The following is an 18,334-nucleotide window of genomic DNA, read 5'->3' as shown; positions in this document are numbered from 1 at the left end:
CTCCTGGTTTGATCGATGACGAATCCCGTAGACCCACTTCAGCAAGATCCCGGCGAGCCGCAGCGCGAGCATCGGCCGCGCGTGCTCAAAGGTGGAACGATCATCACCGGGATCCAGAATTCAGAAGTCGGTTGCACGGTGCGCAACCAGCATGCGGGCGGCGCCGAACTGAAAATGCCGCTCGAAGCCCGGGTTCCCGACCATTTCCTTCTCTATGTGCCGCTCGACGGCGTCGCCTATCGCTGCGAGGTCCGCTGGCGCCGCAACGACCGGATCGGCGTACAGTTCACCGGTACCGAACCCAAGCCGAAGCTGCACTACGGCTAATTCCCTGCGCACCGGCTTGCCGGGCTTTTGCAGCCCTGCGGGACAGTCTTTACGCAACTCTGTATCGCGGACTGGCTGATCGCGTGTGCCTGCCGCCGGAAAATGACCGCCAAAGCGGTCAATTCTATCCCCGTTATCCACATGTGTGACACACAAGATGTTGGGGTCACAAAAGCTACGCAAACGAATCCTTGACGGCTCGAAACGAGTCGCCTTTTATAGGCCATGCGCTCCTGTTGAGAGCGCGACCGGAAAGTTCTGAGCCCGGTCTTTTTCCCGGATTATGTGCGTTTTGCCCGCATTTCCGCCTGTTTACGAGGCCGGCGGAAGCGTTGGGATCGTGGGTGGTGGGGCGACGAAAGGGAGAATTGTCGGACTGGAATAAATTGTCTGTTAATACTATATTTAGTGTTTGCAGCTAGGTTCGACGCTAGATAGTGTGAACTTCCCTCGGGTGAGGGAATCGAAAAATTCAGTTTTGAGGGACCCGCGGGGTCGGTTGGCAGCCTCGGCAAACGCCCGGCAAGGCGTTTTCTCGTGTGCGTGGCCGCGCCTGCGAAGAGGAGATGCCGACATTGTTCGCGATGCCGGCAAACGGCGGACTGCGCGTTTCGTCTTTTGGGGGCAGAAATCCCCCGATGAAAGCGCTATATATAGACAAAAGGGACCGGACCAATGCGCATCGAGCGTCGTTTCACCAAGCCAGGACATGCAGGCCAAGAAGGGGCCGCTTATGCGGAGATCGAATTCCGCAAGGCGCTTTCCGAGATCAAAAATCCGGATGGCTCGGTGGTGTTCCGCTTGGACAACATCGACGTGCCGGCGCAGTTCTCCCAGGTCGCCGCCGACATCCTGGCCCAGAAATATTTCCGCAAGGCCGGCGTTCCCGCGCGCCTGAAGAAGGTCGAGGAGAACGACGTCCCCTCCTTCCTGTGGCGCTCCGTCGCCGATGAGGCCGAGCTCGCCAAGCTGCCGGAAGCCGAGCGCTACGGCTCCGAGATCGACGCCCGCCAGGTCTTCGACCGGCTGGCCGGCACCTGGACCTATTGGGGCTGGAAGGGCGGCTACTTCAAGGCTTCGGAGGAAGACGCGCGCGCCTTCCGCGACGAGCTTGCCTATATGCTGGCGACGCAGCGCGTCGCGCCGAACTCGCCGCAATGGTTCAACACCGGCCTGCACTGGGCGTACGGCATCGACGGTCCGAGCCAGGGCCATTTCTATGTCGACCCCTTCACGGGCAAGCTGACGAAGTCGAAATCCTCCTATGAGCATCCGCAGCCGCATGCCTGCTTCATCCAGGGCGTGCAGGACGACCTCGTCAACGAGGGCGGCATCATGGATCTGTGGGTGCGCGAGGCGCGCCTGTTCAAATATGGCTCCGGCACCGGCTCGAACTTCTCGCTGCTGCGCGGCGAAGGCGAAAAGCTGTCCGGCGGCGGCCGCTCGTCCGGCCTGATGAGCTTCCTCAAGATCGGCGACCGTGCGGCGGGCGCCATCAAGTCGGGCGGCACGACGCGCCGCGCCGCGAAAATGGTCATCGTCGACGCCGACCACCCCGACATCGAGGAATTCATCGACTGGAAGGTCAATGAAGAGCAGAAGGTCGCCTCGCTGGTGACCGGCTCCAAGATCGTCAAGAAGCATCTCGAAGCGATCATGAAGGCTTGCGTCAATTGCGAAGGCCATGACGACGACTGCTTCGATCCGGCCGTCAACACGGCGCTGAAGCGCGAAATCAAGGCGGCCAAGAAATCGGCGGTGCCGGAAAACTACATCTACCGCGTCATCCAGTTCGCCAAGCAGGGCTACAAGTCGATGTCGTTCAAGACCTACGACACCGACTGGGATTCTGACGCCTACCTCACCGTCTCGGGCCAGAACTCCAACAATTCGGTCTCGCTGAAGGACAACTTCCTGCGCGCCGTCGAGACCGACGCCGACTGGCACCTGACCGCCCGCAAGGACGGCAAGGTCTTGAAGACGCTGAAGGCGCGGGACCTCTGGGAAAAGATCGGCTACGCCGCCTGGGCGTCGGCTGATCCCGGCCTGCATTTCAACACGACGATGAACGACTGGCACACCTGCGCTTCGGCCGGTGCGATCCGGGCCTCCAACCCGTGCTCGGAATACATGTTCCTCGACGACACGGCCTGCAATCTCGCCTCGATCAACCTGCTCCCCTACCGCAATGCCGACGGCACGATCGATATCGCTGCCTACGAGCACACCGTGCGGCTGTGGACCATGGTTCTGGAAATCTCCGTGATGATGGCGCAGTTCCCGTCGAAGGAGATCGCCAAGCTCTCCTACGACTACCGCACGCTGGGCCTCGGCTACGCCAATATCGGCGGCCTGCTGATGACCTCGGGCATTCCCTACGATTCCGACGAGGGCCGCGCCATCTGCGCCGCGCTGACCGCTATCATGACCGGCGTCGCCTACTCGACCTCGGCGGAAATGGCTTCCGAGCTCGGCGCCTTCCCCGACTATGACCGCAACGCCCAGAACATGCTGCGCGTCATGCGCAATCATCGTCGCGCCGCCTATGGCGACAAGGACGGTTACGAAAAGCTCGCCGTCAATCCGGTGCCTCTCGTGGCGTCGGACCTGAAGCAGCAGGATTTGGCCACCCACGCCAAGGCCGCCTGGGACCGCGCTATTGAGCTCGGCGAGGAGCATGGCTACCGCAACGCGCAGGCAACCGTGATCGCGCCCACCGGCACGATCGGCCTGGTCATGGATTGCGACACCACCGGCATCGAGCCCGACTTCGCCCTGGTAAAGTTCAAGAAGCTCGCCGGCGGCGGCTATTTCAAGATCATCAACCGCGCCGTGCCGGAAGCGCTACGCACGTTGGGCTATTCCGAGAGCCAGATCGCCGAGATCGAGGCCTATGCGGTCGGCCACGGCAATCTCAACCAGGCGCCGGCCGTCAACCCCGGTTCGCTCAAGACAAAGGGCTTCACCGACGACAAGATCGCTGCGCTCAACGCCGCGCTTAAGTCGGCCTTCGACATCAAGTTCGTCTTCAACCAGTGGACGCTCGGCGCCGACTGGGTGAAGGAGACTTTTGGCTTCACCGACGAGCAGCTCAACGACTTCTCGTTCGAAATGCTGCCGGCGCTGGGTTTCTCCAGGAAGGACATCGAGGCCGCCAACATCCATGTCTGCGGTGCGATGACGCTGGAAGGCGCGCCCTTCCTCAAGGCCGAACACCTCCCCGTGTTCGACTGCGCCAGCCCCTGCGGCAAGATCGGCAAGCGCTCGCTTTCGATCAACAGCCACATCCAGATGATGGCGGCCGCCCAACCCTTCATCTCCGGCGCCATCTCCAAGACCATCAACATGCCGAACGACGCGACGGTGGAGGATGCCAAGAGCGCCTACATGCTGTCGTGGAAACTGGCGCTGAAGGCGAACGCGCTCTATCGCGACGGCTCGAAGCTGTCGCAGCCGCTCAATGCCTCGCTGCTCGCCGATGGCGAGGAGGATGAGGACGATGCGATCGAGCAGCTGATCCAGGCACCGGCTGCGGCGCGCGCGGCGCAGATCACCGAGCGCATCGTCGAACGCATCATCGAACGCGTGTCGCGCGAGCAGGAGAAGCTGCCCGGCCGCCGCAAGGGTTACACGCAGAAGGCCAAGATCGGTGGCAACACCATCTTTCTGCGCACCGGCGAGTATGACGATGGCCGTCTCGGCGAGATCTTCATCGACATGAACAAGGAAGGCGCCACGCTGCGTGGCCTTCTCAACAACTTCGCCATCGCGATCTCGCTCGGCCTGCAATATGGCGTGCCGCTCGACGAATATGTGCACGCCTTCACCTTCACCAAGTTCGAGCCGGCCGGCATGGTCATCGGCAACGATGCCATCAAGAGCGCGACGTCGATCCTCGACTACGTGTTCAGGGAGCTCGCCATCTCCTATCTCGGCCGCAACGACCTCGCCCATGTCGACCAGTCGGACTTCTCCAACACCGCGCTTGGCCGCGGCATCAGCGAAGGCAAGACCGACGCCGTCTCCAAGGGCCTGACCCGCGGCTCGCCGGTGAAGCTGGTTTCGAGGGCAAGCGGCAACGAGCCGAAGGGTTTTGCCGGCTCCTCCGGCATCCCTGCCCGTTCGGCGCCGACAGCCTTCTCCGGCTCCAACGTGCTGGCGTTGAAGCCCGCGAGCGACGAGGCGATCGCCTACAAGCGCGACTATGAGGAGCGGGCCAAGGAACTGGCGGAAGACATCGCCTTCGAGGAAGCGGTCTCCGATGCCTCGACCGATCGCACCGCGGCCCTGTTCACCGATACGGCGGCCCATGAAGCGGCCGAGGCGAAGAAACTCGCCGCCGACCGCCGCGCCAAATCGCTGCTCCAGGGCTACACCGGCAATTCCTGCTCCGAGTGCCAGAATTTTACCATGGTGCGGAACGGGACTTGCGAGAAGTGCGACACGTGCGGCGCCACGAGCGGGTGCAGCTGAGAACCAACCGCTAAAACGCAATAATAATATCATCATCGGCCCGGTCGTAAGATCGGGCCGAATGTTTTAAACCGTCAAAAAAGCAATTGTTGTATTTCGTTTTCAACACCGTGATCGAGCCGGATAACACCATTGATAAGCCATTGCGGATAGGCTTTGTGTGTGCCCATTGCGAGAACGAAACCTTTCTTCGGATACTCAACTCCAAATCTTTCGGTCATTTTTCGAAGTGTTTCTGACTCGCCATAAAGGCGTTTCCACTTGAGAAACGTTGCTTCTATCTCCCAATCCTGGCACGTTCCTTCGCGCGGTCCATCGATGGTTTCATATCTATATTTGAAAAGAAATGGAGACGGCTCGTAAGGAACCAAGTCTTTACCCATGAAGCCAAATAGACTGTTGGCTTCTTGGTCATGCCAAGAGCGAAATCGCGCTTTCTCCTCGTCAAGCACAGCGCGATCTTTTCTTTCAACCACAAGTTCGGCATTCCGAGGTCGAATCAACGCCAAGCTTCGGCCCTGCTCCAGTTCGCTATTGAGACTGGAAACAACATGCCGGCCTAAGAATTGAGCTCGTGATTTTTCGGCCAAACTGCCCGTTATGACCAGAGATTTGTGCTCTAGCTTTCGACTCTCGTGCCTGTGATCGCCCTTAGGAAGACTCCAGCCATACTCTATGGTGTCCCATCTACCAAACTTTTGAGAATCTTCTAGAGTTCGAAACGCGACGGGATACAGCCGAACCCAATTGCCGTTAAAATCCAATCCCGCACAACAGACCAGCTCCCCGTGAGCTTCTCCAACTCTTGGCGCTGCCTTTACCAGGATTACCGCAGAGTCGCGCTGAGAAATAGATGCCAATCAAGCAGCCTTTAAACAAAATCCTTTCGGCACTCCAAGATTCTTAATTGAAATATTTTTCATTTTCAATATCTCTTCGCAAACAATAGACCGATGACAGTCTTTATGGTCTCTTTCAAAACACATCAAACAGATGTTTTTTGTTTCGGCCTGCAATGCTAGCTCACGGATCGTTTTTTTGGCCGCCTCATTCGCGATGTGGCTTCTGAAAATTCGCTCGAACCGCTGACGATCCCCGCTTCTGGCAGCCAGCCGCCCCTCCCTCGGATCACCAAGAACTTTCGTGTGCAGATAGTCGATCGCAGAGTTTTCGAGGTGGCTCCTAAGTGAGTTTTTGGAGAAGCCAGGCTTTCTAGACAGAGGCAAATCTCTGACATCAACCAGCAATTCGACCTTTGCTACCTTTAGTACGGATACGAAATCCTCAACTTCAGAGCCTTCGTAGCCAATCGTAAATAGCGCCATGGGACATCTCATTATCTGCTGTAACTGTCATAGCTGATCAAACTTGTCCGAAGCGTGACGCACGCCCAACAAGGCGCTCTCCGTCGGCTCGTCCACCTCCCTATTCCGCAGCCAACACCTGCAGCGTCTGCCCGTCAAACAACGGCTCGTCCTGGCCGACACGCACGAACAGCACTTTCCGCCCCTCCCCCGCCGGCACCTCGAAATACTGGATGCCATCTGGCATTTCGCCCCAATCGCCACAAGGCGGTTCAGGAATCTCGTCAGGGTTGGCAAGCGCTTTCAACTCTTTCGCATAGGTAGCATTAGGACTGAATGTGTACCGCTTGACGTCGGCAGGCACGGTGCCCTCTGTGTAAGGCGCCACCACGCAACGCGTGCTGATGGCCTTGTCGGTCTTCTCCAGCAACAGCCGCTGCACGGCAGCATCGGCGGTTTCGCCTGATTTGATGTCGAACACCTCGACAAGAGGATCCGCCGCGCCGCCGTCGCTGTACTTGATCGCGAGCGCATTGCCGACGAATTCGAAATGAACCTGGCGGAAGCCAAAATCACAGCGCTGCACCCAGGCGGCGAGCCCGATATTTTTGTCCGTCAGCCTTTCCCAAACACATTTGTCGATGGGCGGGCGCGACGGCGCCGGTTCGCCCGCCACAGCGGGAATCGAGGCGGACGCAAGCAGGGCGAAGGTCAAGCTGATCAGTCTCATGGCGCTATTCATCGCTGCATCCCGTCAGCGTAAAGGCATCCCAGGCCGAGCCATCTGGATTGGCGTTGGCGAAATCCGGCGATTCGGCGAACGCTGCACCGAACTCCGGCAGCAATAGCCCTTTCGGCGCCGGCGTCGCTTCGCGGGAATTCAGTTGCTCGGCGCCGCCGCCGGTCAGGGCGTAGACCTGCCCGTCCCATATCCTGCACAGGCCGCTGCCGTCCTGAAGGCCCGCTTCGCGGTCGTCGTCGGTGCAGGCGTGGCGGATGGTGCCGAGCGGAAATGAATTTTTGCCGTTGGTCCAGGTGATGTCGGCCGGCAGACTTATGCCGGTATGGGGCACGGCCAGCGAGAACACCTGCGTCGTCAGTGCCGCCGGTTCGTTGTCGAGCGGCCGGAATTGCATGACCGCGCCCGAACGTGGCTCCCGATAGGTAGCGTGGCTCAGGAGGCATTCCTTGGCGCTCGCCGCTTGCATGAGCCCGAGCGAACCCAGGACAACAAAGGCCAGTTTGCGAATGATCATCGAAATCTCGGGGAAAGCGTTGTGAAGCAGGGCTGGCTGCGTGCCGGGCTGCACAGTCTCGCATCATCCGTGCAAAACCATAAGCGAAATCCGGAGCCGCTGCGTTTATCGCACCACGGTCGAAAACTTGCCCCACACAAACCCGCAATCTGTATGATCAGCCACAGCGGCCCAGGGGACAATAGATGCAGCGTTTGGCAATGATCATAGCGATCTCCGCAACTACGATTGTGCCGGCCGCAGCGACCGCGCCCTATGTCGGGACATGGTCCAGGGACAGGTTGAACTGCCATGCGACCGCCGACGTCCAGCGCCAGACTGTGTTCACCGTGGATCAGTCGGCCCTGTCGTTTCCCGACCTCGGCTGCGAGCACGCGAGCTTCCGCAAAACCGCCACCGGTTGGGTGGTTCGCGCCAGCCAGTGTTATGGCCAGGATCCATCGCTCGACGAACCATTTTCCCGCACCATCCAGATCAGAAGAGATGGCGCGACGGTGCGGTTGACCTGGCGGGGATTCGACAGCGGACCTCTCGTCCGCTGCTGAAGGCGGCGACACTCAGACCAGCCCGACCAGCAACGCCGCGCCGCCGAGAAAGCCTGCCGAACAGACCCACAGCAGCCAGAGCCCGCGCACCCGGCATTCGAGCACCGCCGAGGCGGGATTGGCGGGGTCATAGTGCACGTCGACCTTGCCGCCCTCGACATACCGCCGCGCCTGACCGCCGACGAGGCCGGGCAGCGAGGCCGTCACGCTGGCGCCGAAAGCGACGCGATCGGCGCTGTAGCGCTGTCCGGCGACACCATAGCTGTAGATGATGCGGGATTTGAAGACAGTGTGCCAAGGCCGGTATCCCACGCCTTCGAACCGGTCGCGGATCTTGATCGCCTGCAGGCCGGACGCATCGATACGGCCGGCGGTGGTCGGCCATTTTGTCGCCTGCTCGGCCATCGATTTCTGGGCAAAGCCCATGCGCAGCACAAAAAGACCCATGAACAGCAGGAATGCCGCGGCACCAAGATTCTGCGGCTTGGGCAAATGCGGTCCGATTGCCTCCAGCACGCCACCGACGGAAAACACCAGCACCAGCGCACCGACCACCAGCCCCGCCGAAAGCTGGATCATGAACTTGAAGGCACCGTCCGGCATGGTGCGCTCGATCACGGCCTTGCCCGGGCTGGACGGGTCATAGAACACGGTTACCGCCGCGCCGCGCGGAAACCGCGCAAGGGTTTCGGCGACTTCGAAATTTCCGAGGTTCTCCTGCACGCTGTAGTGCGAACTTTGAAATGTCTTGCCGCCCACCTTGTACTCATAGGTGATGGCCGGGAAATTGCGGATTTCGGTCGAAGTGCTGCTTTCCGAGCCAGTGCCCGAGCTGGTCACCTCGCGCGCCTCGACGCGCGAGGTGACGATCTTTCCAGGCGTCGGCAACCAGCGGCTGGCCGCCTTGACCTCTCGCCATTTCAGGAAAGTGACGATCGACAGCATACCGGCGACCGTGCAGGCAAAGCCAACCAATAGAAATTTGAGCTCCAACTCGTCCCCCGACGACCAAGAGTGCAGCAGCCCGCATATAGACAGCACGGCGACGAAAATGTCTTGTCTATTCGCAAGATTGGGAAATGAACGCCGGCAAGGCCATCCGCACGATGACGTGATAAAAGGGCTACTTGACGATCGACCCGATCGGATAAAATCCAGGAAGACAACAGCCGGGACGACGCGCATGAGTGACAAAGCCGACGACGAACCCGATATCGTGAACCAGCTCGCCTATGTCAGGGCCGACCCAACCCAGCACGACACGCTGACGCTTCTTGCCATGATCGATGCCGCGATCGCCGAGATCATGAGCCTGAGGACGAAGCTGCGGCTGAGCGAGGAAAAGCACAGCGGGAGCAATCAGTTCCGATAGGTCGGGGATGAGCGCCTGGGCGGCGGACGGTATCCCGTCCTAGTCCGAGTCAGCCATCATCTGCCGGCCGCCGCCGCCGGCCCAGGCGCGCCATTGCCGCTCATCGCCATGGAAGACGTTGAGATCGATGCGGCCGGTCACGCCATGCGACAGGCCGGAGCCGGAATACTGCCAGAACAGCCACTTGCGATCAGGATAGACCTTTGACGGGTGCCGGGCCACGGCGCGCAGCCAGAACGGGTAGTCCGGGAAGGCGCCCTGAAGGTTGTCTCGGTAGAAATCCGGCGCTGTGTAGATGATCGGCCGCTGGCCGTAGTGACGCTCCAGCTTGTCCATGAACACCTGCATCTTCTCCAGCACCTTTTCGCGCGACGGGCGCCGCTGGCAGCTGGAGTCGCCGTTCCACTCGACGTCGATCACCGGCGGCAGCGCGCCCTCGACCTTGGGTACGTTGCGGATGAACCAGTCGGCCTGCTCGCCGGCGGTGCGGCACCAGTAGAAGAAGTGATAGGCGCCGCGCTTGAGGCCGGCGGCGTCGGCGCCGCGCCAGTTCCTGGCGAACATCGGGTCGAGATGGTCGCCGCCGTCGGTCGCCTTGATGTAGGCGAAGTTGGCGCCCTGGGCGCGCAGCTTCTCCCAGTTCACGTTGCCTTGCCAGCGCGACACGTCGACACCGTGCACGGCAAGGTGACGGGGCGACGAGCGGCCGAAATTGATCGGCTTGGCATCGCGGAAGCCGTAGCGCGTGACCGGTCCGGCCAGCATGGGCGGTGCCGCCCGCGACAACAGCTTCGGCGGCGACACCAGGGCAGCCACCTCGATCGGCGGCTCGACGCTGTCGGGCAGTTCGGCTGCGGGAAACGCCACCGTCTCTTCCTCCGCCAGGCCAAAGGGCCGAGCGGTGTCGTCCTCGGGCGCAACCTCGACCCGATTGCGCGCCGCGTTTGCCTTGGCCCCCGGAACGGATGCGATTGGCGCGCTTGGCCGGACAACCGAACTGGTGGTTTCACTGGATGGTTTCTGCATGTCGAGCGCATCCATGCCCGATGTCGACGAACAGCCGGCAAGGCACAGCGATGCGATCACGAAACTGATGACGCCTGGTAACCGCATCTGGACCTGTACTCAAACACAACAGACCGAAGGCAACGGCCGACGGACAACCAGACGAGTTATGAACGAGAAATTGCCAATAAAGATTGAATCAAGTTTTTACCATAGCTGTGGCTCCTTTCAGACAGCCGCCGGCAGCGGTCCGGCCAAGCCTTGACAGCGCCATGATGTGGCTGTTGAGAACGGTATGCGGCGTTTGCGCCGGCGTTCCCAAGAACCCTGAAAAGGCGCCCGATGACCGCTTTGCAGCGACTTCTCCTGGTCCTCGTGCTCGCCGCTCCGCTACAGGCGGCGCATGCGAACGGCCTGGTCGTCGTCCCCCGAGGAAATCGTTCCGCGACACAGCCGCCAATCCCGGAGGCATCGGCCACACGAACCCGCGCCTTCAAGACCACCTACGGTGAGAAGTACGAAAAGATCGTCGCGCTATTGAAGCGCGAGAAGAAGCTCGTGGCGCACATCAAGCAGGTGGCGGCGGCTTACGATATCGATCCCATCCATATCGTGGGTGCGCTGGTCGGTGAGCATACTTACAACGTCACCGCTGTCGGCTCGGTGCAGACTTATTATGTGAAGGCGCTGTCCTATTCCGGCCTCGACTTCGCCTTCCGCTACAAGGGCGTGCCGGTGCAGACCTTCGTCCAGCGCCCGGAATTCGCCAGTTGCGCGCAGGCCAAGGACAGCGCTTCCCTATGGAGCTGCCGCGACAGGATCTGGGTCGAGCATTTTCGTGGCAAGGCGGTCGACGGCATCACCTATGACGCGATGACCTTCCAGCAGGCGTTCTTCCAGCCCTTCTTCGCCGGCCAGACTTTCGGTCTCGGCCAGATCAGCCCGCTGACCGCGCTCGAGGTCACCGACCTCGTCAACAAGGTGAGCGGCTACGATAGGCTCACGCCGGACCACCCACAGGCGATCTATCGCGATGTCATGGATCCGGACCGCAGCATCGTCTACATCGCCGCGATCGTGCGCGACGCCATCGATGCCTACAAGGAGCAGGGTTTCGACATCTCGGGCAATCCGGGCATCACGGCCACACTCTACAATGTCGGCCAGCCGCGGCAGCGGGCGGCCGGCCTTGCCAGCGGCAAGGGCGGCAAGCTGCCGGTCGAGAACTATTACGGCTGGCTCGTCAACGACAAGCTCGACGAACTCAGGGGCCTGCTCGACAGCGGCAGCTGAGGAACACTTTCAAAAGGGAGCTTGCGTGCAGTCGTTCATCGACCAGAGCGTTTGTTTCATCGAGAACCATCAGGCCTGGGCGGGCCTCGTGGTCGGCTTGCTGGCCTTCGGCGAATCGCTGGTGCTGGTCGGCATCCTGTTGCCCGGCACCACGGTGCTGATCATCGTCGGCGGCCTGGTGGGCGCCGGTATCGTCCAGCCCCTGCCGGTTCTCCTCGCCGCGATGATCGGTGCGACGCTCGGCGACACCATCTCCTATTTTCTCGGCAAATGGCTCGGGCGCGGCGTCGTCCACAAATGGCCGCTCAACCGATATCGCCGCGAGATCGCCAGGGCGCGCCTGTTCTTCCAACGCTACGGTTTCGCGGCGGTTTTCGTCGGCCGCTTCTTCGGTCCGGTGCGTGCCACCGTGCCGCTGGTCGCGGGCATGATGGGAATGAACAGACGCCGCTTCCAGATCGCCAACATCCTGTCGGCGATCGTCTGGGCGCCGGTCGTGCTGTCGCCTGGATGGCTGGTGGCGAAAGGGGCCGACAATCTGCCCGAACTCGACGCGACCAGCCTGTTCGGCCTGGCGGTGATAGCGGCCATGGTGGCGGCGATCATCGTCGCCGTAATTGTCATCAGGCTGCGAGGCAGGCGCGATACACGGGCTTAGCGCGTGTCGCGATCGGGGGCGCCAAGCGTCAGCCGCTTCCTGAAGACGCCGATCATCGGCCCCAGGTTCCAGTAGTCGTCGTTGCGACCAATGGCCGGAGCGAGCAGGCTCGATATCGTGCCGTCGAGAAAGAGCGCGTTGTCGCAGCCTAGCACGTCACGAAACAGGCGGGCGAAGGCATGGAACGTCACCGTACCGTTCGAAATGGCAAAGACGGCAATCCCATCCTTTCGCACCCCGACGCCGTCGCGGCTCTTGCGCGACGTGCCGTCGGACCGGAATTTCGGGTGAAGCTGGCCGTCGATCACCAGCATTGGCCCTGATTGGGTCGCATAGTCGGTCGCCGGCCGCTGCCTGACGAAGTCCCTGGTCGCCCGGACCACGGCCTTGCCGCCGCCGACGTAGAAGATGCCATTCGGCTGCAGCGAAAAATTGCCGCTGCCCGATCCCGTCTTCACACCGGCCATTTCCTGGCCGCGTTCGACATAGAGGCCGACCGGCCTGAGATCGGGATGATACATGCCGGCATTGATGGCAAACAGCATGGTACGTCCGGCCGTGCGCTGGGCGTCGTCGAGATTGTGCAACGATTGAAAAGGCTTGCCCGCCGGGTCTTTCCAGAACAGTTCGATCGAATACAGCTTTGGATCGACCTCGCAGACGAGAAAGCTCGCCGCCTCGAAGGCGACGTCACGGCACGGCGGCACCGAAGCGAACCACTGGCCGAATGCCACCGTCGTGGCGACCGCGTGCGGCAACGCGGCCTTGAGCAAGGCCAGCAACAAGGGTGCAGAATGCAGGAGTGTTAAAAAATCCATGCGCGTTCCGGATTGTCGGTTCCAACGAACTGTCGTGGATAGCACCGCTTCCCGGCACGATGAAGGATTTGCTTGAGGGGGAGCGTGGACTACGGCCCGGACGGCCCGCGACGGCTATTTGACGGCGCTGACCAGCTTCTCTTCGCCGGCAAGAATGGAGACCCAGTGCCCGGTGTCGTCGCTCGCCTGCCTTTTCAGATAGCGATACGGCGTCTGGTTCCAGAGACGAACCTTGTCGACAAGATTGTCGAGGATGAAGTCGCCCTTGTCGGTACGCACCGTCAGCACGGCATGGCCTTCGCCGTCCGGCTTGCGAACCACCGTCATCAGGAGATTGGCTATGGCAATGCCCAGGCTGTTGAGCTCACGCCGCTTTTCCAGCGCGTAATCCTCGCAATCGCCGAAGCCATTGTCCGGATAGGCCCACCATTCCTCCTTGCCGTAATTGTCCATGTCGCTCATCGGCTTGACGCGCGCGTTGACCGAAAGGTTTACGGCGCTGATCTCCCGCGACAGCCTGGCGGTCAAGCGTGCCGGCTCGCTGTCGGGTGAACGGATCGAGCACTCGGCGGAATGGATCTTGCAAAAATCATAGTGGCCGATCGGCTGGGAGGTCGAGCCGCCGATAACCATGGAGACGGGAGCCGTGTAGGCGGAACTCGCCGCCGAACAGAAAGCAATCAGGCCAATCGCAAGCCCCAGCCCCTTCGCCTTCCGGCGCCAACCCATCGAGGATGCCATCCGGCCCCGCCCATCTGTTTTGTTAACAGAACGTTAAGGGCGGATATTGCCGGGAGTCAATGAAGGCGTGCGATCACATCTTCGGGCATGGGTTGATGCTCTCCTGGCGGTTGCAGCCGCGCAACACCGGAGGCGTGCCGGTCCGGCCTAGACAAGCCACCCCATCGCCACGCCCATCAGCAGGACGACCCCGAGCACACCGCGATAGATAACGAAAGGCCATGCGGAGAAGCGTTCCAGCACGCGCATCAGGCCCCAGATGGCGAAAAAGGCCGATATCGAAGCCACGAGCAGTCCCAGGCCGAGAACCGACCATCCATGGGCATCGAGATGCACCTTGTGCAGCTCCCATAATTCCTTGAGGCCGGCGAGCGCGATGGCCGGCAGCCCGAGCAGGAACGAGAAACGGGCCGCCTCCGCCCGCTTGAAACCAAGTCCCAGTGCCGCTGTCAGGGTCGAGCCGGAACGGGAAACACCGGGTATCAAGGCACCGATCTGCGCGATGCCGACCAGCAATGCATCGGCCCGCGACGCGTCGGCCATGGTGCGCCGATGGCGGGCAAAGATTTCAGCCAGCCCCAGCAGGACCGCCATGACGATGCAGGCCCAGCCAATTACTGTCAGGCTGCGCAACGGCGAATTGCAGGTGTTGAGAACGCCCGAGAGCGCCACGCCGGCGATGACGATGGGGATCGTCGCCAGCACGATCCACAGCGCCAGACGGAAATGCCGGTCGGCAAAATCACGGCGCGTGAGGGCGGCGAGTGACCCGAACAAAAGATCCCTTACGTCGCCCCAGAAATAGCTGACCACGGCGGCAAGGGCCGCCAGTTGCATGGCGGCGGAGAAAGCGGAGCCCGGATCCTGCCACCCAAGCACGGCCGGCACGATGCGCATATGGGCGGTCGAGGAAATCGGCAGCAGTTCCGTGATGCCTTGCACCAGGCCGAGGAATGCGACCTTGGCAAATCCAAGGCCGACAAAGCCCGTGTCGACGCCTTGCGTGCAGATATCAGCCATGTCGGGTTCCATGCGGGAGGGATCGGACTAGCGAAGGCATCGATGGCGATCGGTGCCCGGCAAGCCATATCGTCATGTAGCGTAGAATCAATTTACGGATTTGTAAGCTGGCGCCGCCGCGTCAGACGCGCACGGTTCAACCCGGCCCGAAGAGCCGGCGATGCTCCCATGGGTGGAGGTTGGCAAGACGATTACGGGCAAAGCCAGAGTTTCTGGCAGGTCCTGGCAATCACATGCGCGGGCGGCACGACAGGCTCCTCCGCGGATGGCCGGCGAGCCCGTTCGAGCAGCATGCGCACCTGTTCCGGGCGTACACGATCACGCTCCATCACAAGCAGGACCATCGGATCGTTCAAAAGCTCGTCCAGGGTGCTGATGCTGTCGTTCATCCGTCGTCTCCTCGAATGCCAGGCCCGCGACGCTTAGATAGGGTGACAAAGATGGCCCGCCAATGACGCTTTGCCGGCTATCGCGTGTCTCGTTGGGCTATTTTTTGGTCATCCTGGGGCACGTCCTCCTGTCGACGGGAAGGAGGAGGCCTAGGCCGGCGGAGCGCCTTCATATTGCGGCAGACCGTCGTCCAGCATCACCCAGGGCTGTTTCGAGGTGGTCCAGATATGCATCTGGGGCCTGAACAGTGACGGGTCGTCGAGCGAACCGGTCGTAAGGCCGATGATGCCGGCGGAATCGCGCCGCGAAAACATCGTCGTTCCGCAGTTCGGGCAAAAACCACGCTTGAGATCCGGCGAGGTGTTGACCGTGGCCAACGGACCCTCGACCGTCACATCATCGATGCGGAACAGAACGCGTGCATTGAATGCCGCGCCGATCGCCTTCTGGCAGAGCCGGCAATGACAGATGCGCTCGTTGATGGGGTCGGCGTCGGTGCGGTAGCGCACCGCCCTGCACAGGCATCCGCCCTCATATTTTGCCATCGTCTGGATCCATTGGTGGAGTGAACAGGCGGCAAGGTAGCGGCGAGGCCGATTGGGTCAATTGAAAAGCTTTGATACAAGCTCATCGATTATCGTGATGTGGCAGAACCGTCATGACAGCGGACATCGAAACAATCGGCATTGCGGCTCTGTTCGGACCGCCCTCGCCCGCCCGCGACCGCTGCGACGCCAGGATCATGGCCGCCGCGGCGGGCATCGGTTTCATGGCGGTTCGGGATTTTCCCGGCGATGACTGGCTGACGCCGGACAAGCGCGCGCAAGTGCTGCGCATCTTTTCGCTTCCCGACACCGAGAAGCAGAAACTGCTGCGCTGGAATTTCGATCACACGAAGAAGAATTTCTACCGCGGCTGGTTTCCGCTGCAGCCGCAAGCCGTTTCCTACAAGGAAGGTATCGACATGGGGCCGGACCTTGCCGACGCGGCGCGACTGTCAGCCTCCGACGATCCCTTGTGCGAGCCGACACCACTGCCGGCCGAAAATGCGCTGCCAGGCTGGCGTACCGCCGCAGCCGACTACTATCGCGCGATGGAGACGGTCGGCACCATGCTGATGCGGTCGATCGCCCGCGGGCTTGGCCTGCCTGAACTGATCTTCGATGCCTATTTCGACGGTGGCATCTCGACGCTGCGCCTGATCCGCTATCCCCTGCGTGACGCCAATGCCGGCGGGCCGGAGTTTTCGGTAATCCACAAGGGCGAGACGCGCACCATCATCGGCCGCGAACATGCCGACTCAGGCTTCGTCACTTTGCTGGCGCAGGACGGCGTCGAGGGCTTGCAAGCGAAGAACCTCGCCGGCGAATGGATCGACGTGCCTCCAGCCAACGGCACGCTGGCGGTCAATTTCGGCCAGTTGCTGGAACACTGGACCGGCGGCCGCGTGCGGGCGACACGGCACCGGGTCATTGCGCCGAAAACGGTGCGGTTCTCTATACCGTTCTTCTACGAGCCGCGTGTCGATGCGGAGATATCGCCTCTGCCGTTGGACGACGCCGAGTCGTTCGAGCCGTTTCTCTACGGTGACTATCTCTGGGAGTCGGCGACGAACTTCGTCGAGATGAGCGGCGTCAAGCATCTGAGGCAGCCGCGCCGAGCCAAGGCTTCCTGAACAACTCGCCGGCCGTCTCGCTGGAGACGGCCGGCGGAGATGGTAGGGGTCATTCGGCTTCGCCGACCACCTCGTCCCAGCTCTTTACCTTGGTTTCACCGTTGAGGAACGGCAGCGCGGCGGCCGTCAGTTCCGGGGCGAAGAAGACGTCGTAGTGGGTGCGGTTGGGCAGGATCGCCAGACGGTTCTGCGACAGGTTCTCGCGCATCCAGCCGGCATCCTTCAGACCACCGCCGAGCATCTGGTAGAACTTGATCTCATGCTCGGGCTTGTACATGTCGCTGTCGCCGTAAGCGAGCATGACCGGCATCTTCAGCTTGGGAACATCGGCCGAGAAGTCGTAGTTCTGGCGCATGAAATTGCCGAGCGCGTCGAGCAGTTTCGGGAAGTCTTCCGGATGCGGCGCGACGGCGACGTAGGATTTGTACATCGGCGTGTCTTTCATGAACGCCGCCGCGGCGGCGCTCACCTGCGCCTGCTGCGGGCGCATCTCATCGTAAAAGCCGTCGGCCGCATAGCCTGTCGAGACAAGGACCAGCCGGCGCACAGCCTCGGGATGCTGGACCGCCATGCGGAAAGCAACGCCGCCGCCCAGCGAATAGCCCATGACGTCGACCTTGTCGTAAGCGAGTGCCTTGACGATACCGGCCATGTCGTCGCCGATCGCCTCCAGGCTGAATGGCCGGTCGCCAAGCGCCGTGCGGCCGTGCCCCTGCAGGTCGACCCCGATGACGGTGCGGTTTTCGGCAAGCTTGGGCAGGATCGGCGCGAACATATCGAAGGAGCCGAGGCCGCCATGCAGCAGAAGCAGCGGCTCACCCTTGCCATGGACGGCGTAATAGTAGTTCACGCCGTTGATCGGCAGCAGGCCGGATTTTTGCGGCTTCGGCAGTGTTGTCGTTTCGGTCGTCATGGCAGGCTTTGACTCCTCTGTGTTGGCTGGGCCCGACGCGGCCACCAAGGCTGCGAGCGAGGCAAGAATGGCGATAAAAGTCGATCTGGACATGTCGGGTCTCCTCCGGTTCTGCCCAAGGACGAGCGAACACGGCGCGGGCCGACATGGTCTGTGGAAATTTTGTCTGGCGAGGATCAGCCAGGCATTGTCGGTCGACTAAAAACTGCGCGTCAGTGGCGCTTGGCTTGCACCAGATAGGCGTCGATGTCTGACTCGCCGAGCCACTTGGCTGCCTCCAGACGATGCAGTCCTTCGACAAGTATGTGCCGCTTCCCGTCATGGCGGACCTGGATCGGCGTCTTCATGCCGTTTTCCAGTATATCCTCGGCCAGATGCCGGACGGTTTCGGGGTGCAGCGTCTTCTTGCGCGCGGTGGGCACATAGATATCGTCGACCTTGACCTTTTGCACCCTGAGCATGCCTGTCCCCGTGGCGGAACCGCCGCCGCCCTTTGAGATAGTCCGTTTGCTGAGCGCGGCCAAGGGTGCGGCTAACGAATGCT

20 protein-coding genes are annotated in these 18,334 nt (G+C 61.4%); 7 read left to right on the top strand and 13 right to left on the bottom strand.

Features of this window, described 5'->3' with window-relative positions:
• The first annotated feature begins 15 nt into the window (after window positions 1-15).
• Window positions 16-327, top strand: coding sequence for a PilZ domain-containing protein (locus O7B34_RS06980; RefSeq protein WP_337145418.1), 312 nt, complete (start codon window positions 16-18; stop codon window positions 325-327).
• 675 nt (window positions 328-1,002) lie between these two features.
• Window positions 1,003-4,800 carry a vitamin B12-dependent ribonucleotide reductase gene (locus O7B34_RS06975; RefSeq protein WP_337145417.1) on the top strand — a complete coding sequence of 1,266 codons (3,798 nt, stop codon included), beginning with the start codon at window positions 1,003-1,005 and terminating at the stop codon, window positions 4,798-4,800.
• Between the two features lie 74 nt (window positions 4,801-4,874).
• Here O7B34_RS06975 and O7B34_RS06970 read toward each other — a convergent pair whose 3' ends face one another.
• The 4 genes from O7B34_RS06970 to O7B34_RS06955 all read right to left on the bottom strand — a co-directional run bounded on the left by O7B34_RS06970 (window position 4,875) and on the right by O7B34_RS06955 (window position 7,414).
• Window positions 4,875-5,660, bottom strand: a complete 786-nt coding sequence (locus tag O7B34_RS06970; RefSeq protein WP_337145416.1) for a hypothetical protein — start codon at window positions 5,658-5,660, stop codon at window positions 4,875-4,877.
• Window positions 5,661-6,125, bottom strand: a complete 465-nt coding sequence (locus tag O7B34_RS06965; RefSeq protein WP_337145415.1) for a DUF488 domain-containing protein — start codon at window positions 6,123-6,125, stop codon at window positions 5,661-5,663. It lies immediately after the preceding gene.
• A 100-nt stretch (window positions 6,126-6,225) separates the two neighbouring features.
• Window positions 6,226-6,834 (bottom strand): hypothetical protein, encoded by a 609-nt coding sequence (locus O7B34_RS06960; protein ID WP_337145414.1) that lies wholly within the window; start codon window positions 6,832-6,834, stop codon window positions 6,226-6,228.
• 4 nt (window positions 6,835-6,838) lie between these two features.
• The gene (locus O7B34_RS06955; protein ID WP_337145413.1) at window positions 6,839-7,414 is read right to left on the bottom strand and encodes a hypothetical protein; all 576 of its coding nucleotides are present in this window, start codon (window positions 7,412-7,414) and stop codon (window positions 6,839-6,841) included.
• A 131-nt stretch (window positions 7,415-7,545) separates the two neighbouring features.
• Between O7B34_RS06955 and O7B34_RS06950 the strand changes: the two genes are divergently transcribed.
• Window positions 7,546-7,905 carry a hypothetical protein gene (locus tag O7B34_RS06950; protein WP_337145412.1) on the top strand — a complete coding sequence of 120 codons (360 nt, stop codon included), beginning with the start codon at window positions 7,546-7,548 and terminating at the stop codon, window positions 7,903-7,905.
• Between the two features lie 12 nt (window positions 7,906-7,917).
• Here O7B34_RS06950 and O7B34_RS06945 read toward each other — a convergent pair whose 3' ends face one another.
• Window positions 7,918-8,898: a DUF3592 domain-containing protein gene (locus tag O7B34_RS06945; RefSeq protein WP_337145411.1), complete on the bottom strand. Its 981-nt coding sequence runs from the start codon at window positions 8,896-8,898 to the stop codon at window positions 7,918-7,920.
• A gap of 190 nt (window positions 8,899-9,088) precedes the next feature.
• Here O7B34_RS06945 and O7B34_RS06940 point away from each other — a divergent pair, with 190 nt between their 5' ends.
• Window positions 9,089-9,277, top strand: coding sequence for a hypothetical protein (locus O7B34_RS06940; protein ID WP_027145480.1), 189 nt, complete (start codon window positions 9,089-9,091; stop codon window positions 9,275-9,277).
• 39 nt (window positions 9,278-9,316) lie between these two features.
• Here O7B34_RS06940 and O7B34_RS06935 read toward each other — a convergent pair whose 3' ends face one another.
• A complete protein-coding gene (locus O7B34_RS06935; RefSeq protein ID WP_337145410.1) occupies window positions 9,317-10,390 on the bottom strand; it encodes a GH25 family lysozyme in 1,074 nt (357 codons plus the stop codon).
• Window positions 10,391-10,624: 234 nt separating this feature from the next.
• On the opposite strand from O7B34_RS06935, the gene O7B34_RS06930 reads away from it, so the two are divergent.
• Window positions 10,625-11,575: a DUF1402 family protein gene (locus O7B34_RS06930; protein WP_337145409.1), complete on the top strand. Its 951-nt coding sequence runs from the start codon at window positions 10,625-10,627 to the stop codon at window positions 11,573-11,575.
• Window positions 11,576-11,600: 25 nt separating this feature from the next.
• Complete coding sequence (locus O7B34_RS06925) at window positions 11,601-12,233, top strand: DedA family protein (protein WP_337145408.1); 633 nt, start codon at window positions 11,601-11,603, stop codon at window positions 12,231-12,233.
• Here O7B34_RS06925 and O7B34_RS06920 read toward each other — a convergent pair.
• From O7B34_RS06920 to O7B34_RS06900, 5 genes are all read right to left on the bottom strand, one after another.
• Window positions 12,230-13,051, bottom strand: a complete 822-nt coding sequence (locus O7B34_RS06920) for a phosphodiester glycosidase family protein (RefSeq protein ID WP_337145407.1) — start codon at window positions 13,049-13,051, stop codon at window positions 12,230-12,232. The genes O7B34_RS06925 and O7B34_RS06920 overlap by 4 nt on opposite strands.
• A gap of 114 nt (window positions 13,052-13,165) precedes the next feature.
• The gene (locus O7B34_RS06915) at window positions 13,166-13,792 is read right to left on the bottom strand and encodes a transglutaminase-like cysteine peptidase (RefSeq protein ID WP_337107028.1); all 627 of its coding nucleotides are present in this window, start codon (window positions 13,790-13,792) and stop codon (window positions 13,166-13,168) included.
• Window positions 13,793-13,939: 147 nt separating this feature from the next.
• Window positions 13,940-14,812 carry an undecaprenyl-diphosphate phosphatase gene (locus O7B34_RS06910; RefSeq protein ID WP_337145406.1) on the bottom strand — a complete coding sequence of 291 codons (873 nt, stop codon included), beginning with the start codon at window positions 14,810-14,812 and terminating at the stop codon, window positions 13,940-13,942.
• A 191-nt stretch (window positions 14,813-15,003) separates the two neighbouring features.
• Window positions 15,004-15,201 carry a hypothetical protein gene (locus tag O7B34_RS06905; protein ID WP_337145405.1) on the bottom strand — a complete coding sequence of 66 codons (198 nt, stop codon included), beginning with the start codon at window positions 15,199-15,201 and terminating at the stop codon, window positions 15,004-15,006.
• Window positions 15,202-15,351: 150 nt separating this feature from the next.
• Window positions 15,352-15,747 carry a GFA family protein gene (locus O7B34_RS06900; RefSeq protein ID WP_337107030.1) on the bottom strand — a complete coding sequence of 132 codons (396 nt, stop codon included), beginning with the start codon at window positions 15,745-15,747 and terminating at the stop codon, window positions 15,352-15,354.
• 113 nt (window positions 15,748-15,860) lie between these two features.
• Here O7B34_RS06900 and O7B34_RS06895 point away from each other — a divergent pair, with 113 nt between their 5' ends.
• On the top strand, window positions 15,861-16,877 hold the full coding sequence (locus O7B34_RS06895) for an isopenicillin N synthase family dioxygenase (RefSeq protein ID WP_337145404.1): 1,017 nt from the start codon (window positions 15,861-15,863) through the stop codon (window positions 16,875-16,877).
• A 49-nt stretch (window positions 16,878-16,926) separates the two neighbouring features.
• Here O7B34_RS06895 and O7B34_RS06890 read toward each other — a convergent pair whose 3' ends face one another.
• Both O7B34_RS06890 and O7B34_RS06885 read right to left on the bottom strand, forming a co-directional pair.
• Window positions 16,927-17,883 (bottom strand): alpha/beta fold hydrolase, encoded by a 957-nt coding sequence (locus tag O7B34_RS06890; RefSeq protein WP_337145403.1) that lies wholly within the window; start codon window positions 17,881-17,883, stop codon window positions 16,927-16,929.
• A gap of 119 nt (window positions 17,884-18,002) precedes the next feature.
• On the bottom strand, window positions 18,003-18,251 hold the full coding sequence (locus O7B34_RS06885) for a ParB N-terminal domain-containing protein (RefSeq protein WP_337143423.1): 249 nt from the start codon (window positions 18,249-18,251) through the stop codon (window positions 18,003-18,005).
• Window positions 18,252-18,334: the final 83 nt, after the last annotated feature.

The organism is Mesorhizobium sp. Cs1299R1N3 (genome assembly GCF_037179625.1).
Lineage (GTDB): Bacteria > Pseudomonadota > Alphaproteobacteria > Rhizobiales > Rhizobiaceae > Mesorhizobium > Mesorhizobium salmacidum.
Note: the sequence above shows the minus strand (reverse complement) of the source record. Positions and strands in the feature narration are given on the sequence as shown.

What these genes read in the sequence shown, in the direction of transcription:
- O7B34_RS06895 (WP_337145404.1), top strand. Translation starts at nt 15,861, where the DNA reads ATGACAGCGGACATCGAAACAATCGGCATTGCGGCTCTGTTCGGACCG.
- O7B34_RS06935 (WP_337145410.1), bottom strand. Translation starts at nt 10,390, where the DNA reads ATGCGGTTACCAGGCGTCATCAGTTTCGTGATCGCATCGCTGTGCCTT.
- O7B34_RS06885 (WP_337143423.1), bottom strand. Translation starts at nt 18,251, where the DNA reads ATGCTCAGGGTGCAAAAGGTCAAGGTCGACGATATCTATGTGCCCACC.
- O7B34_RS06960 (WP_337145414.1), bottom strand. Translation starts at nt 6,834, where the DNA reads ATGAGACTGATCAGCTTGACCTTCGCCCTGCTTGCGTCCGCCTCGATT.
- O7B34_RS06980 (WP_337145418.1), top strand. Translation starts at nt 16, where the DNA reads ATGACGAATCCCGTAGACCCACTTCAGCAAGATCCCGGCGAGCCGCAG.
- O7B34_RS06940 (WP_027145480.1), top strand. Translation starts at nt 9,089, where the DNA reads ATGAGTGACAAAGCCGACGACGAACCCGATATCGTGAACCAGCTCGCC.
- O7B34_RS06915 (WP_337107028.1), bottom strand. Translation starts at nt 13,792, where the DNA reads ATGGCATCCTCGATGGGTTGGCGCCGGAAGGCGAAGGGGCTGGGGCTT.
- O7B34_RS06930 (WP_337145409.1), top strand. Translation starts at nt 10,625, where the DNA reads ATGACCGCTTTGCAGCGACTTCTCCTGGTCCTCGTGCTCGCCGCTCCG.
- O7B34_RS06950 (WP_337145412.1), top strand. Translation starts at nt 7,546, where the DNA reads ATGCAGCGTTTGGCAATGATCATAGCGATCTCCGCAACTACGATTGTG.
- O7B34_RS06965 (WP_337145415.1), bottom strand. Translation starts at nt 6,125, where the DNA reads ATGGCGCTATTTACGATTGGCTACGAAGGCTCTGAAGTTGAGGATTTC.
- O7B34_RS06975 (WP_337145417.1), top strand. Translation starts at nt 1,003, where the DNA reads ATGCGCATCGAGCGTCGTTTCACCAAGCCAGGACATGCAGGCCAAGAA.
- O7B34_RS06905 (WP_337145405.1), bottom strand. Translation starts at nt 15,201, where the DNA reads ATGAACGACAGCATCAGCACCCTGGACGAGCTTTTGAACGATCCGATG.
- O7B34_RS06910 (WP_337145406.1), bottom strand. Translation starts at nt 14,812, where the DNA reads ATGGCTGATATCTGCACGCAAGGCGTCGACACGGGCTTTGTCGGCCTT.
- O7B34_RS06900 (WP_337107030.1), bottom strand. Translation starts at nt 15,747, where the DNA reads ATGGCAAAATATGAGGGCGGATGCCTGTGCAGGGCGGTGCGCTACCGC.
- O7B34_RS06920 (WP_337145407.1), bottom strand. Translation starts at nt 13,051, where the DNA reads ATGGATTTTTTAACACTCCTGCATTCTGCACCCTTGTTGCTGGCCTTG.
- O7B34_RS06890 (WP_337145403.1), bottom strand. Translation starts at nt 17,883, where the DNA reads ATGTCCAGATCGACTTTTATCGCCATTCTTGCCTCGCTCGCAGCCTTG.